Consider the following 13506-nt stretch of genomic DNA (forward strand, 5'->3'; position numbering starts at 1 on the left):
TCCCCTTCAAAAAGCGGTGTAGCCGCCATCGACGGCCAGGACGGTTCCGGTGATGAAGCTCGCCGCGTCGGAGGCGAGGAAGGCGACGGCCAGCGCGATCTCGCGCGGTTCGCCCAGCCGGCCCATCGGCGTGGCGGCGAGCCAGCGCTCGAACCATTCGGGGCGGGAGCGGCCGGCCAGGGTCAGTTCGGTGGCGGTGTAGCCGGGAGCGACGGCATTGACCCGCACCCGGCCGGCCCATTCCACCGCCAGCGACTTGGTCAGCAGATTGACGCCCGCCTTGGCGGCGTTGTAGGCGGCCTGGGGCTGCGGATGGACGACGATCTCGCCGCACATCGAGCCGATGTTGACGACCGATCCCCTGCCCGCCTCGACCATCGGACGGCCGAAGGCGCGGGCGGTGTGGAAGACGCCGTGCAGATTGACGTCGATCACCCGGCGCCAGTCGGCCAGATCGACCTCAAGCGCCGGCCCGTTGTGGACGATGCCGGCGTTGTTGACGAGGATGTGCGGCACGCCGGCCTCGGCGACCAGACGGGCGGCGGTCTCCTCGGCCGCCTCGGCGTCGGTGACGTCGAGGCGGTAGGCGAGGCCGCCGATCTCGTCCGCCAGCCGGCGGGCGGCCTCGCCGTCGCGGTCGAGGATGGCGACGCGGGCGCCGGCCTCGGTCAGGACGCGGGCGATGGACTGGCCGATGCCGGCGGCCCCGCCGGTGACGACGGCGAGCCGGCCGCTGAGGTCGAACTCCTTCATGCCGCGGGCTCCTTGACCGGAGCTGGAGATTGGGCCGAAACCGGCCCGTTCAGCACGCCCTTCAGCGCCGGATAGAGAGCGAGATAGCGCTGGTAGATCTCCTGGTAGAGGGCGGATTCGCGCGGGCGCGGCTCGATGCTGGTGCCGGGGCGGACCATCGCGGCGATGCCCTCGTCGATGCTGGCGAAGCGGCCGGCGCCATGGGCGGCCAGCACCGCCGAGCCGGTGGACGGCGCGTCAGCGGAGGCCGGGATGCGCACCGGCAGGCCGGCGGTGTCGGCATGGATCTGCATCCACAGCTGCGAGGCGGTGGCGCCGCCGCCGACCGTGATCTCGGTCGAGCTGTAGCCACCGGCCTTGAAGGCGTCGAGGATGGCGCGGGTGCCGAAGCCGATGCCCTCGATGATCGCGCGGAAGACATGGTGCGGTTCATGGGCCAGCGTCAAGCCGACGATGGCGCCGCGGCTGAGCGGGTCGGTGTAGGGGGTGCGGTTGCCCTGGAAATGGTCGAGCACCAGCAGCCCGTCCGACCCCGGCTCCAGCGCCGCCGCCTTGGCGTTCAGGGCTGCGAGGTCGAGCGTGCCGCCGCTGAAGCGGCGCAGCCAGTTGATGATCGAGCCGGTGGAGGTCTGGCCGCCCTCGACGATCCAGCGGCCGGGATAGACGATGTCGGGATAGCTGCCCCAGACGCCGGGGGCATGCAGCGGCGCCTCGGTGACGCCGAATTGCAGGTGCGAGGATCCGGTGATCAGTGCCAGTTGCCCCGGCTGGGCGACGCCGAGCCCGATCATGCCGATCAGCGCATCCGCCCCACCCTGCACCAGCTTGACCGACGGCCGCAGCCCGAGGGCGGCGGCGGCCTCGGGCCTCAGCGTGCCTACCACCGCGCCGGGGGCCAGCACGCGGGCCGGCCATTTGCCTTCCAGCTCTTCGAGGTCGAGCGCCTTGAGGATGCCGCGCGCCCAGCCGCCGTCGCGGCTGGAGTAGTGCCAGCGCAGACCGGCATTGTCGAGGCTGGCCACCCGTTCGCCGGTCAGGCGCAGGGTGAGGAAATCCTGGTACTCGCAGATGGTGTGGGCGGCGGCGAAGGTCGCCGGCTCGTTCCGCTTCAGCCACAGCGCCTTGGGGATCATCCACTCCGCGGAGACCGGGCCGCGCCCGGCGCCGTTGATCTTCAGCGCCGGGTCGCCGGTGGCGAGAACCGCCTCCGCCTCGGCATGGGCGCGCACGTCCATCCACAGCAGCGCCGGGCGCAGCGCCCGGCCGTCGGCGTCGAGCGCCACGACGGTGCAGCAGGTGGTGGCGAAGCACATCGCTTCGATGTCGCCCGCGTCGATGCCGGCGTCGGCGACGGCACCGCGGGTGGCGTCGGCCAGCGCCCGCCACCAGTCCTCCGGATCCTGCTCCGCCCGCGCGCCCGGCCCGAACTGCGTGTCGTAGGCGACGGCCTTCTGGCCGAGGCAGCGTCCGCTCAGGTCGTAGATGCGCGCCCGCAGGCTTTCGGTGCCGCCATCGGCGGTCAGGTAGTACATTCCCTTTTCCTCCCTGAAGACACGCAGCCCTTTGCAGGCCGCCTTATGATTGCGAGATGTCCCCTCTCCCCGGGGGGAGAGGGGGACGTGCCGGGGGGGAGGGAGATTCCCCTCCCCTCAGCCGAGCGAGCGGAAGGCCGCCAGCGCCTTGCCGGCATACATCACGGCGGGACCGCCGCCCATCTCGACCGCGACCTCAAGCGCTTCGACAAGCTCGGCCTCGGCGGCGCCGTGCCGGCGGGCGCCGTCGACATGGTAGAGGATGCAATCCTCGCAGCGGGTGGCGACGGAGATCGCCACCGCCATCAGCTCCTTCTGGGCGGGGGTGAAGGAGCCGGCGGCGCTGGCCGTGCGGCTGACCTCGGCGAAGCCCTTCATCAGGGCGGGGGAAGCCTTGGCGAAGGCGCCGAGCCGCGCCTTCGCCGCCGCCAGATCGGTCTTTGCGTCATCCATGATGGGTCTCCTCGTCGATCAGGGCCGCCACCTCGCGCGGGGCGTCCCATTGCGGCATGTGGCCGGACGGCAGGAAATGAGCCGCCACGCGCGGCGGCAGGTTGAGCGCGTCGGTCGGCGACACGATGCGGTCGTCCAGGCCGAAGACGGCGCGGACGGGGATGCGCTCCGCCAGCTCCGCCAGTGGGCGCAGCAGGTCGATGCGCTGGCGGCCGTCGGCGGTGGCGACTGCCGTGGCCAGCGTGCGCAGGCGTCCCCGCCCCATCTCGCGCGCCATGGCGGCAAGCGCGGCATCCGACAGCTGGCCGCCGCGCGGTCCCAGCAGGCGCAGCAGATGCGAGACCTCTCCCGTGGTCTCCGCCGCCGCCATGCCATGGACGAAGTCGGCGCCGATCTTCGGCCCGCAGCCGGCGGGGGTGAGCAGGACGAGGCGCGCCACCCGGTCGCCGAGCCGGCGGGCGGCGTGGACGGCGGCGGCGGCGCCCAGCGAATGGCCGACCAGCACCAGCGGTCCGGGAAGGCTTTCCGCCAGCGCCGTCACCGCGGCGGCCAGACCGTCCACATCCGCCGCCTCGATGGCGGTCGCGCCATGGCCGGGGAGATCCGGCATCACCACGCGCTTGCCGGAACGGGCGAGACCGGACGCCAGATTGGCCCAGGCGGTGCGGTCGCCGGCAAAGCCATGGACCAGCAGATGCACCGGACCGGCGCTTCCGGCCTGCGCATAGGCCAGCCGGCCGGCGGGCGTGTCGAGCCAGCGCAGGTCGGCAGCCGCAGGGCCGTTCGAACCGGCGGCACGCTCGACATCGGCACGCTCGATCCGGCCGCGCCGGCCGCTGCCATGGAGCGTCTCCAGCGCGACGCCGTGCTGGCGGGCCAGCCGCCTTGCGGTCGGGGTGGCGCGCAGCCGGTCGTCGGTGGAGCGTTCCGCAGCCGGCGTGGCGGCGCTGTCCGGGGGGGCGTCGGCTTCCGCCGGCACCTGCTCCTTCGGGGCGGCGGGTTCGGCGCTGTCGGGCAGGGCGGCGGCCCAGTCCTCGGCCGACAGGACCGCGGCGCGGGCAATCGGGGCGCCGACCGGCACGCGGTCGCCGGCCGACACCAGCGTTTCGTCGAGGCGGCCGTCGCCCAGGGCGGGATATTCGACGACGGTCTTGTCGGTTTCCAATTCGAGGATGGCGTCGCCGCGGCGGAACTGCTGTCCCGGCTCGACCAGCCAGCCGACGATGACGCCCTCCTCCATCGTCTCGCCCAGCCGGGGCATGGTCAGGGTGAGGGTCGTGGTACTTGCGGTCGTCATGCCGGCACCCGTCCGGCCAGCATCCGGAGAGCGGTGTCGGCGATCAACTGCGGGCCGGGCACCGATCCGGCTTCCAGCGCGGTGGACACCGAGATCGGGATGTCCTCGCCGGCGACGCGGACGACCGGATCCTCAAGGAAGTCGAAGCATTCCTCGGTGATCCGCGCCGACAGTTCGGCGGCGACGCCCGCGGTCATCACGCCTTCGCTGACCACCATGGCGCGGCCGGTGCGCTCGACATGGGCGCGGATGGTGTCGAAATCGAGCGGGTTCAGCGTGCGGATGTCGATAACCGTCGCCTCGATGCCCCGGGCCGACAGCTGGCGCGCCGCCTCCATGCAGTAATGAAGCTGGCGGGAATAGGTGACGATGACCAGATCGCGCCCCTCGCGCCGCACCGCCGCCTTGCCCCAGGCCAGCGGTTCGGCGTCGAGATCGACGCTCTCCTTCATGGTGTAGAGCGCCTTGTGCTCGATGAAGACGACCGGGTCGGGCTTGGTCAGCGCCATGCGCAGCAGGTGATAGGCGTCGGCCACCGTGGCGGGCATCGCCAGCCGCAGGCCCGGCGTGTGCATCACATAGGCTTCCAGGCTCTGGCTGTGCTGGGCGCCGGCCGAGCGACCGGTGCCGCCCTGGGTGCGCAGAACCATCGGCACGCCGATCTGGCCGCCGAACATGTAGCGGATCTTGGCGGCCTGGTTGGCGAGCTGGTCCATGGTCATGCCGATGAAATCGACATACATCAGCTCCGCCACCGGGCGCAGGCCGGTCATCGCCGCCCCGACCGCGGCGCCGACGATGGCCGGTTCGGAGATCGGCGTGTCGATCACCCGCTCCGCCCCGAACTCCTTGATCAGATCCTTGGTGACGCCATAGGCGCCGCCATAGCGGCCGACCTCCTCGCCGAGGATCACCACATCCGGGTTTTCGGTCATCGCGTCGGCCAGCGCCTTGCGCAGGGCGTCGCGATAGGTCAGTTCCTGAAGTGCCATTCTGGGTCTCCTCAGTCCCGCGCCAGAACGCGGTCGATGCGGGCGCGCACCGGTTCGGGTTCGGGTTCCTCGGGCGCATAGACGTCGCGGAACATCGAGGCGAGCGGCGGCTCGGTCTGCGCCACGGTGAAGTCGATGGTCGCGTCCATCTCGGCGCCGATCTCGCCGTCCAGCCGGTCCAGCTCGCTCTCCGACTCCAGCCCGCGGTCGATCAATGCCGCGCGGGCGAAGGCGACCGGATCCTGGCGGCGGCCGGCCTCTTCCTCCACCGGGTCGCGGTAGGGCGACTTGTCCTTGCGGGCATGGCCGTAGAAGCGGTAGCAGGACACCGCCAGGAAGGCGGGCTTGCCGGCCCGCGCCCCTTCGACCAGCCGTTCGGCGGCCTCGGCCACCGCCTCGACGTCGAGGCCGTCCACCGTTTCCGCCGCGAGGCCGAAGGCGGCGGCGCGTTCGTGCAGGTTGGGGTTGGCGGTCGCCTGGGCGATGTTGGTGCCCATGCCATACTGGTTGTTGATGCAGACGAAGACGCAGGGCAGGCCCCACAGGGCGGCCATGTTCATGCTCTCGTACAGGATGCCCTGGCCGGTGGCGCCGTCGCCGAAGAAGGCGACGCTGACGGCGCCGGTCTTGTGGTGGCGGGCGGACAGGCCGGCGCCGACCACCGCCGGGATGCCGCCGCCGACGATGGCGTTGGCGCCGAGATGGCCCAGCCCCATGTCGGCGATGTGCATCGACCCGCCCTTGCCGTGGCAATAGCCGGCTTCCTTGCCGCCGATCTCCGCCATCATGCGGGCCGGGTCGGCGCCGCGGGCGAGGAAGATGCCGTGGCCGCGGTGGTGGGTGGTGAAGCTGTCGCCGTCGCGCAAGTGTGCGCAGACACCGGCGGCGGCACTCTCCTCGCCGATGGACAGGTGCAGCATGGAGCCGGCCGACTGGCCGCGGACGAACAGTTCGCCCACGCGCTCCTCGAAGGTGCGGATCCGGCGCATCGTCCGGTAGAGTTCGGGAAGGCGCGTGTTGGCGCCCGCCCCGACCCGGCCCGCCATGTTGCGGCCGGCCGTGGCCCGGAGGTCAGCCTCGTACATCGAAGACTCCGATTTCAAAGAAGGTTGAGTTTTGTGCTGCGCGAGACGACGGCGACGGCGGCAAGGATGATGACGCCCTTCACGATCGCCTGGATGTAGGTGTCCATCCCCATCAGGTTGAGGCCGTTGTTGATGACCCCGATGAAGAGCGCGCCGAAGAAGGTGCCGAGCACGGTGGCCGTGCCCGGCCGGAACATGGTCATGCCGATGAAGACCGTCGCCAGCCCATCCAGCAGGTAGCGTTCGCCGGCATTGGGCTGGCCGGAGCCGAGCCGGGCGGCGAGCAGCGTGCCGGCCATCACCGCGAACAGCGAGCAGACGACCAGGGCGGCGGCGCGGTACTTGCGCACGCGGATGCCGGACAGCTCCGCCGCCTTCTGGTTGCCGCCGACGGCGTAGATGTAGCGGCCGAAGATCGTCCGCTCCATGACGAACCAGGCGACCAGCACGGCGGCCAGCATGAAGAAGGCGAGGACCGGGATGCCGGCGACGCGCCCCTGGCCGAGCCAGAGATAGACCTCGTCGAGCCCGCCATAGATCGCCCGGCCGCCGGTCATCAGGAAGTTGATGCCGTAGAGGATGGAGCCGACGGCCAGCGTCGCGATCAGCGACGGGATGCCGACCAGCGTGACGAGGATGGCGTTCGTCGCCCCGACCGCCAGCCCGGCGCCGAGCCCGGCCAGCAGGGCGAGCGGCAGGGGCACGCCCTTGACCAGCAGCAGCGGCACCAGCACGCCGGCAAGGCCGACGGTGTAGCCGACCGACAGATCCATCTCGCGGGCGGCGAAGCCGAAGGTCAGGCCGGCGCCGACGATGGTCAGCATCGAGATCTGCTGCGCGATGTTCAGCAGGTTCTGCCCGGTCAGGAAGCGGTCGACGCCGAGCGAGAAGACCAGGAACATGGCGACCAGCACGACCAGCGTGCTGTAGCGCTGGACATGCTCCTTGCGCAGCCCGAACAGCCGGTCATGGCTGGGAAGGGATCCGGTGGCGGTGTCGGTCATGCGGGAATTCCTGATTTTGCAGTCTCCGGGACGGCTCCGGAGATGGCGGCGATGAACGCGCTCTCGGAAAAGCCGGTGCCGGGGATTTCCGGGCCGGGCCGCAGGTGATGGAAGGGGATGACCCGGTGCGCCAGCGCCTCGATCTCCAGCAGGTCGGAGGAGGCGATGACGATCCCCACGCCGCTGGCGGCGAGCCGCCGCATCTCGGCATAGATCTCGGCCTTGGCGCCGATGTCGACGCCCTCGGTCGGCTCGATGAAGATCATCACGCGGTAGCGGCCCTCGGCGCCGTAGAGCCATTTGCCGATGGAGATCTTCTGCTTGTTGCCGCCCGACAGCGTGCGCAGAAGCTGGCTGGAGGAATGGGCCTTCACGTTGAGAAGCCGCATGATGCGGCGGGATTCGGCCTCCTCCCGGCCGGGCGACAGGATGCCGGCGGCGATGGCGCCATGGCCGGGATGGACCATCGCCAGATTCTCGCGCAGCGTCCATTCGCCGATCAGCGCATATTCCATGCGGTGGTCGGGGACCAGCGCGATGCCGGCCGCCTGCATGTGGGCCGGCGGTCCCGGCTTCACCGGACGGCCGCCGACCGCCAGCCCGGCGCAGCGCACGCCGGACGGGCTGTGCAGCGAGCGGGCGAAACCGAAATGGCCGGCACCGGTCAGCCCGATCAGCCCGACGATCTCGCCGGCATGCAGGGTGAAGCGCGGCACATGCAGCCGCCCGACCCGCCAGTCGCGGATGTCGAGCACCACCTCGCCGCGGCTTGCCCGCGCTGCCTCTTCCGACTTGCGCTGCGGGGCGGAGCCGCTGCGGCGCAGCATCATGTCGACCAGCATCTGCTCGTCGAGCGCGTCGGCGGATTCGGTGCAGATGCGCCGGCCGTCGCGCAGAACGGTGATGCGGTGCGACAGCGCCTTGATTTCGGAGAGAAAATGGCTGATCAGCACCACGCCGACGCCACGGGCGGGCAGCGTGCGGATGATCGCCCACAGCTGCTCCTTCTCGCGGGCGGGCAGCGTCGCGGTCGGCTCGTCGAGGATGACGATGCGGGCGGAGCCGCGCAGCGCGCGGACGATCTCGATGACCTTGCGGTCGGCCATCGGCAGCTCGGCCACCGGGCAGCCGAGGTCGATGGCGACCTGCGGAAACCACGTCGCCAGCAGCGCCGCGGCCTGGGCCTTCAGGGCCGAGGCGCGGATCATGCCGCCGATACGGCGCGGCTCGACGCCGAGCAGGATGTTCTCCGCCCCGGTCAGGCCGGGGACGAGGCTGCCCTCCTGGCTGACATGGGCGATGCCCTGCGACAGCGCGTCCTGTGGCGAGCCGAAGCGGACGGTGCGCCCGTCGATGGAGAGGCTGCCGCCGCTCGGCTGAAGGCTGCCGCCCAGGATGCTGACCAGCGTCGATTTGCCGGCGCCGTTCTCGCCGATCAGGCCATGCACCTCGTCGCTGCGGAAGACGACGTCCACGCCATCCAGCGCCCGCGTTCCCGGAAACTGCATGACGATGTCGGCCAGATGGATTTCCATGGCGACCTCCAGGGAATGAAGCCTGCCGCCGCGGGTCCGGAGGCGGAGGGATCCGCAACCCCGGACCCGCGGCACCCGGTCACATGAACTGCTTGCAGTTCTGCTTGGTGATCAGCGGCGCGTCGAGATAGACGGTCTTGGTCGGGATCACCTCGGCGGCAGGCTTGCCCTTCACCACCACGTCGTCGAGCCACTGGCCGACGGTCTTGCCCATCTCTTCGAAGGGCTGGCGCACGGTGGCGATCATCGGGCTGTCGGGCTTGCAGACCTCGGCGACCGCCTGCGGGTGGCCGTCGATGCCGATCACCTTGACGTTCTTCAGCCCGGCGCCCTTGATCACGTTGACGGCGGCCTGCGCCGGCTCGTCCCACGGCGCCCAGACGGCGTTGATGCTGTTGCCGAAGCGCGCGACGTAATCCTCCATCGTGCGGTTGGTGTCCTCGAAGAAGGCGGTGTAGTTGATGTTGTGCTCCGCCAGCACCTTCACGCCGGAATATTCCTTCAGCACCGTCGCCATCACGTCGCCGCGCTTGCGGGTGCCGTGATGCTCCGCCATGCGCAGGAAGACGAGGTTGCCCTGCCCGCCCATCTGGTCGAGCAGATAGACCGAGACGTTGGCCGACATCGCCCAGTTGTTGGTGGTCACGTCGACCAGCACCCCGTCGACATAGCCGGAATCGACGGCGAAGACCGGGATCTTGGCGGCCTTGGCGGCGTCGAGCGCCGCACGGCTGGCGCGCAGGTCGGCCATGGTGATGACGATGGCCTTCACGCCGCGGTTGGCGGCGTCCTGGATGTTCGACGCGGTCGCCTCGCCCGAGCCGCCGCTGTCGAGAACGCTGATCTTCCAGTCGGTCTTGCCGCTCTGCTTGGCCCAGGCGTCGAAGCCGGCCTTCACCCGCTGTTCGGACTGCGCGGCGGCGTTGGCATGAACCCAGGCGATGTCGAGCGCCTGCGCCGCACCCGCGGCGGTCATCATCGCGACCATCGAGACAGCCGCAAGCATTCCGGAAAGCCGGTTTTTCATTTCCATTCTCCTCCCATTGCCAGCTATCTGGCTGGCGAATTCTCGATGCCGGTCTTGCGCCGACGACGATGAGCTTGTGGTGGGTCGTGACAAATGTCAACACCAGATACATTTGTCACCTGACAGGGGTAGAGGGGGAGAGCGCGCGATGCGGAACGGGACCAGCGAGGGGCCGGAGGACGAGGTGCTGATGGCGCGGGCGGCCTGGCTGTATTATGTCGGCGGCCTGAACCAGGAGGCGGCGGCGCGCCGGCTGGGCGTCACCCGGGCGCGGGTCAACAAGCTGCTGTCCGATGCCCGCGACAGCGGCATGGTCAGCATCACCATCAACTCCGCCAATGTCGGGCTGCTTCCGGTGGAGGAGGCGATCCGCGAGCGCTACGGGCTGGACGTCTGCATCTGCACGCCGGCGCTGACCCAGGATGCCGGCGGCGACCGCGACGACGCGCTGCTCGCCCCCTTCGCCTTCCGGGCGGTGGGGGCCGCCGCCGCCGCCCATCTGCGCCGCCATCTGGCCGAGGCGGAGGAGGCGGTGGTCGGCACCGGCTGGGGCCGGACGCTGGAGCAGATGACCTTGCAGATGGCGGGGGTCAGCGCGCCGCGGGCGAAATTCATCAGCCTGATGGGGTCGCTGACTGCGCGCTCGGCCTACAACCCGTTCGACGTGGTGCATGCGCTGGCGCGGACCACCGGGGCGGAGGGTTATTTCCTGCCGGTGCCCTTCATCGCCGACAGCCTGGAGGCGCGCGACGTGCTCTTGTCGCAGCAGTCGGTGCAGACGGCCCTCCAGCTCGCCCGCTCGACGACGGTGGCCTACATCTCCATCGGCGAGCTGCGCGAGGCGTCGCTGTTGCGGACGCAGGGCATGATCAGCGCCGAGGAACTGGCGGAGCTGCGGGCGGCCGGGGCGGTCGGCGACACCAACGGGCTGTTCTTCGACCAGGACGGCAAGGCGGTCGATCATCCGCTGAACCGCCGCACGCTGGCGCTCGGTCTCGATGGGCTGAAGCAGACCTACACGGTGGCGCTGGTCGCCGGCCGGACCAAGCTGCAAGCCGCCCGCGCCTTCCTCGCCAGCGGGGTGGCGCGCGCGTTGATCATCGACGGCGACACCGCGCTGGAACTGGTGAAGTGAGGGAGCGCGGCGCTGCCGTCCGGTGGAACCATCCGGTGGAAAGGGCCGCCCTGCTCCCTTGACAGCGGCGGTTGGGTTGCGGAATGGTGGGCGGGTCGACCGATCCCGGTCGGCGAACATAGGCTTGTTCTCAGGGCAGGGTGAAACTCCCGACCGGCGGTATCCCTTCGACAGAAGGGGAGCCCGCGAGCGCTCAGCGGCTTTTGGCAGTCCCAAGAGGCGGTGAGGTCAGCAGACCCGGTGTGAGGCCGGGGCCGACGGTTACAGTCCGGATGGAAGAGAATGAGCAGACCGCGCCGGTGGCTTGCCGCGAGCAGGCCCGCCGCCGTCGGTTCGCGCCATCGCGTCGGGTTCCGGTCCGGCGCGCTGGAGGTCTCTTTGCGCCCTGATTCAGGCTCACCCTTCAGTGGATGTGAGAACCATGAATCAGATTTACCGTCAGAACGACCTTCTCGCCCGCTTCGGCACGCCGGGCGAACGCGTCGCCCGCGCCCTCGACAGCCTGCGGCAGGGGCAGGGAGTGATCGTCGTCGATGACGACGACCGCGAGAATGAAGGCGACATCATCTACCCGGCCGACAGCATCACCGTCGAGCAGATGGCCCTGCTGATCCGTGCCTGTAGCGGCATCGTCTGCCTGATCCTGCCCGACGAGCATCTGCAACGGCTGGAACTGCCGGCGATGGTGCCGGCCAACAGCTCGCGCTTCGGGACGGCTTTCACCGTGTCCATCGAGGCGCGGGACGGCGTCACCACCGGCGTTTCGGCGGCCGACCGGGTGACGACGATCCGCACCGCGATTGCCGACGACTGCCGTCCGGAGGATCTGGCGCGGCCGGGCCATGTCTTCCCGATCCGCGCCCATCCGCAAGGGCTGGCGGCCCGCCGCGGCCACACGGAGGCCACCATCGAGCTGATGGCGCGGGCCGGACGCAAGGCGGCAGGCGTTCTCTGCGAGATTATGAACCCGGACGGCACCATGGCCCGCCTGCCGGAGCTGATCGTCTTCGCGGAAGACCAGTCGATGCCCATCGTCAGCATCGCCGATCTGGTGGCGGAGAGCGGCCTGCAATCGGATCGCTGAGCGGGTCCGGCAACAGGTGAACGGGGACCGCCCTGTCGGATGCGTTTGCTCCGGCAGGGCGCCTCGGCCATCGGTTACGCGCGTCGGAAGAGCGGTTGGTTACAGGGAGTCGAGAAAGGCGCCGATGACGATGCGCCGTGCCTCCGGGATCATCATGTCAATCAACAGACGCCTGACGTGGGCACGGTCGAGATGGCGGACACGATGGTACTCGCGGATGAAATCCTTGTCCTTGTCGCGCAACGCCAGCAGCTTCGAAACGATCAGGTCGGTCATCGTCGGCGCAATGGCGCGCACGGTGATGCCGTTCACCTCGACCTCGCGCGTAACCGCCCGGCTCTTCCAACCGGAAGGCAGTTTGGCGGTGCCCTCATCGACGCCGTCGATGTAGAAGCCATGCGCATGGTGAAAGGACGAGCCCTGTCCAAAGCGGGCAAAGATCTCCTCGCTCGCCTCTATGTCATGGCCTTCAGCGCGTCGCTCCGCTTCCCATTCGCGTGCGTTCCCCGGATAAGCGTCGATTTCGGGCGATGTGCGAAACAGGATTGGGGCGTCAGGCCAGCCGACAAGGGTCGCCTGACTGCCGACGATGACCGTGGTGTCGCATTTGAAGTGGGTGGCTAAAGCGCGGACGGCGCGGTCGAGGTCGTCAAGAGTCCGTGCTTCCTGGCCTTCCGCCACATCCGCCTCCTCGTCTGCTCATCCTGTACCGAAAGCTCGGGCAGCATAGGGAACGGAGACGTGATGCGCAAACGGGTGGCGTCCTGGTTCCGCGAGACGATGAAGTGCCGGACCTTTTCGCTGGGTTGCGCCAGCAGGGCTTTCCATTCAAAAACATGCGAGCGCTGGTCCGGCTTGGCCGACAGCTCCTCGACGATCTTGCGTGCACGCTCGATCAATTCCGGGTCGCGCCTGATTTGGCGCGCCACCAGACGATGATACATCAGCTTCACGCGGTCGTCGGTCGTTTCCATGCCAAACACCAGTTTTGCCCAGGCAGGATAACCACGTCCCGTAGCAGCCTCAAGCGCCGCGAGCCGAGGGGGCATGGACTGTGAATTGCAACAGCAGTTTCAACTCATTAATGGCGCCCCAAATGGAAACCGCCGGGCCGGAAGCGTTCGCTCCGACCCGACAGTCCCCGCTGTTTGGCGTCGCTTCGTGGAAGATCCGTTACTCTGCGGCGGTCTTCTGGCCGACGACAGTCAGTTCCGCCGGGGTGTGCTCGCCTGCCGGCTCGACATAGGCGCGTCCGTAATAGCTGTCGACCAGCAACTGCCTGATCTCGGCGACCAGCGGATAGCGCGGGTTGGCGCCGGTGCATTGGTCGTCGAAGGCCGCTTCGGCAATCGCATCGACCCGCGCCAGGAAGGCCGCCTCCGGCACCCCTGCCGCCTGGATCGAGGCCGGGATCTCCAGCGCCCGCTTCATCTCCTCGACCCAACCGATCAGCTTCTCCACCCGCTCATGGTCGCGGCTGCCGCCGAGATCCAGATGCCGGGCGATCTGCGCATAGCGCGCCACACCCTTGGGACGGTCGTACTGGCTGAACGCCGTCTGCTTGGTCGGGATGTCCGCCGCGTTGTAGCGGATCACGTTGGCGATCAGC

General features: G+C 69.5%; 14 protein-coding genes and 1 riboswitch. Of the genes, 2 read left to right on the top strand and 12 right to left on the bottom strand.

Going from position 1 to position 13506, the window contains the following annotated elements; genetic code table 11:
• Positions 1-6: 6 nt before the first annotated feature.
• The 9 genes from TSH64_RS04605 to TSH64_RS04645 all read right to left on the bottom strand — a co-directional run bounded on the left by TSH64_RS04605 (position 7) and on the right by TSH64_RS04645 (position 9678).
• Positions 7-753: a glucose 1-dehydrogenase gene (locus TSH64_RS04605; RefSeq protein WP_109095758.1), complete on the bottom strand. Its 747-nt coding sequence runs from the start codon at positions 751-753 to the stop codon at positions 7-9.
• Positions 750-2285 (bottom strand): FGGY-family carbohydrate kinase, encoded by a 1536-nt coding sequence (locus tag TSH64_RS04610; RefSeq protein ID WP_109095759.1) that lies wholly within the window; start codon positions 2283-2285, stop codon positions 750-752. Before TSH64_RS04610 ends, TSH64_RS04605 begins: the two co-directional genes overlap by 4 nt.
• Before the next feature lie 117 nt (positions 2286-2402).
• On the bottom strand, positions 2403-2738 hold the full coding sequence (locus tag TSH64_RS04615; protein ID WP_109095760.1) for a carboxymuconolactone decarboxylase family protein: 336 nt from the start codon (positions 2736-2738) through the stop codon (positions 2403-2405).
• Positions 2731-4035 (bottom strand): acetoin dehydrogenase dihydrolipoyllysine-residue acetyltransferase subunit, encoded by a 1305-nt coding sequence (locus TSH64_RS04620; protein ID WP_199237458.1) that lies wholly within the window; start codon positions 4033-4035, stop codon positions 2731-2733. The genes TSH64_RS04615 and TSH64_RS04620 overlap by 8 nt, the downstream gene beginning before the upstream one ends.
• Positions 4032-5027: a pyruvate dehydrogenase complex E1 component subunit beta gene (locus TSH64_RS04625; RefSeq protein WP_109095761.1), complete on the bottom strand. Its 996-nt coding sequence runs from the start codon at positions 5025-5027 to the stop codon at positions 4032-4034. The genes TSH64_RS04620 and TSH64_RS04625 overlap by 4 nt, the downstream gene beginning before the upstream one ends.
• An 11-nt stretch (positions 5028-5038) precedes the next feature.
• A complete protein-coding gene (locus TSH64_RS04630; RefSeq protein ID WP_199237460.1) occupies positions 5039-6112 on the bottom strand; it encodes a thiamine pyrophosphate-dependent dehydrogenase E1 component subunit alpha in 1074 nt (357 codons plus the stop codon).
• A 14-nt stretch (positions 6113-6126) separates the two neighbouring features.
• Positions 6127-7116 (bottom strand): ABC transporter permease, encoded by a 990-nt coding sequence (locus TSH64_RS04635; RefSeq protein ID WP_109095762.1) that lies wholly within the window; start codon positions 7114-7116, stop codon positions 6127-6129.
• Complete coding sequence (locus TSH64_RS04640; RefSeq protein ID WP_109095763.1) at positions 7113-8651, bottom strand: sugar ABC transporter ATP-binding protein; 1539 nt, start codon at positions 8649-8651, stop codon at positions 7113-7115. Before TSH64_RS04640 ends, TSH64_RS04635 begins: the two co-directional genes overlap by 4 nt.
• Positions 8652-8730: 79 nt before the next feature.
• On the bottom strand, positions 8731-9678 hold the full coding sequence (locus tag TSH64_RS04645) for a substrate-binding domain-containing protein (protein WP_199228664.1): 948 nt from the start codon (positions 9676-9678) through the stop codon (positions 8731-8733).
• A gap of 148 nt (positions 9679-9826) precedes the next feature.
• On the opposite strand from TSH64_RS04645, the gene TSH64_RS04650 reads away from it, so the two are divergent.
• Together TSH64_RS04650 and ribB are read left to right on the top strand one after the other, a co-directional pair.
• Complete coding sequence (locus TSH64_RS04650) at positions 9827-10813, top strand: sugar-binding domain-containing protein (protein WP_199237462.1); 987 nt, start codon at positions 9827-9829, stop codon at positions 10811-10813.
• Between the two features lie 122 nt (positions 10814-10935).
• Positions 10936-11101: riboswitch (FMN riboswitch) on the top strand.
• Positions 11102-11234: 133 nt separating this feature from the next.
• The gene (gene ribB, locus TSH64_RS04655; protein ID WP_109095764.1) at positions 11235-11897 is read left to right on the top strand and encodes a 3,4-dihydroxy-2-butanone-4-phosphate synthase; all 663 of its coding nucleotides are present in this window, start codon (positions 11235-11237) and stop codon (positions 11895-11897) included.
• 99 nt (positions 11898-11996) lie between these two features.
• Here ribB and TSH64_RS04660 read toward each other — a convergent pair whose 3' ends face one another.
• The 3 genes from TSH64_RS04660 to TSH64_RS04670 all read right to left on the bottom strand — a co-directional run.
• Positions 11997-12578 (bottom strand): DUF6036 family nucleotidyltransferase, encoded by a 582-nt coding sequence (locus TSH64_RS04660; protein WP_199237464.1) that lies wholly within the window; start codon positions 12576-12578, stop codon positions 11997-11999.
• A complete protein-coding gene (locus TSH64_RS04665) occupies positions 12518-12871 on the bottom strand; it encodes a hypothetical protein (protein WP_109095765.1) in 354 nt (117 codons plus the stop codon). Before TSH64_RS04665 ends, TSH64_RS04660 begins: the two co-directional genes overlap by 61 nt.
• A gap of 199 nt (positions 12872-13070) precedes the next feature.
• Positions 13071-13506: iron-containing alcohol dehydrogenase (locus TSH64_RS04670; protein ID WP_146208112.1), on the bottom strand; the 436-nt coding region annotated here is incomplete at its 5' end.

The organism is Azospirillum sp. TSH64, assembly GCF_003116035.1.
Classification (GTDB): domain Bacteria; phylum Pseudomonadota; class Alphaproteobacteria; order Azospirillales; family Azospirillaceae; genus Azospirillum.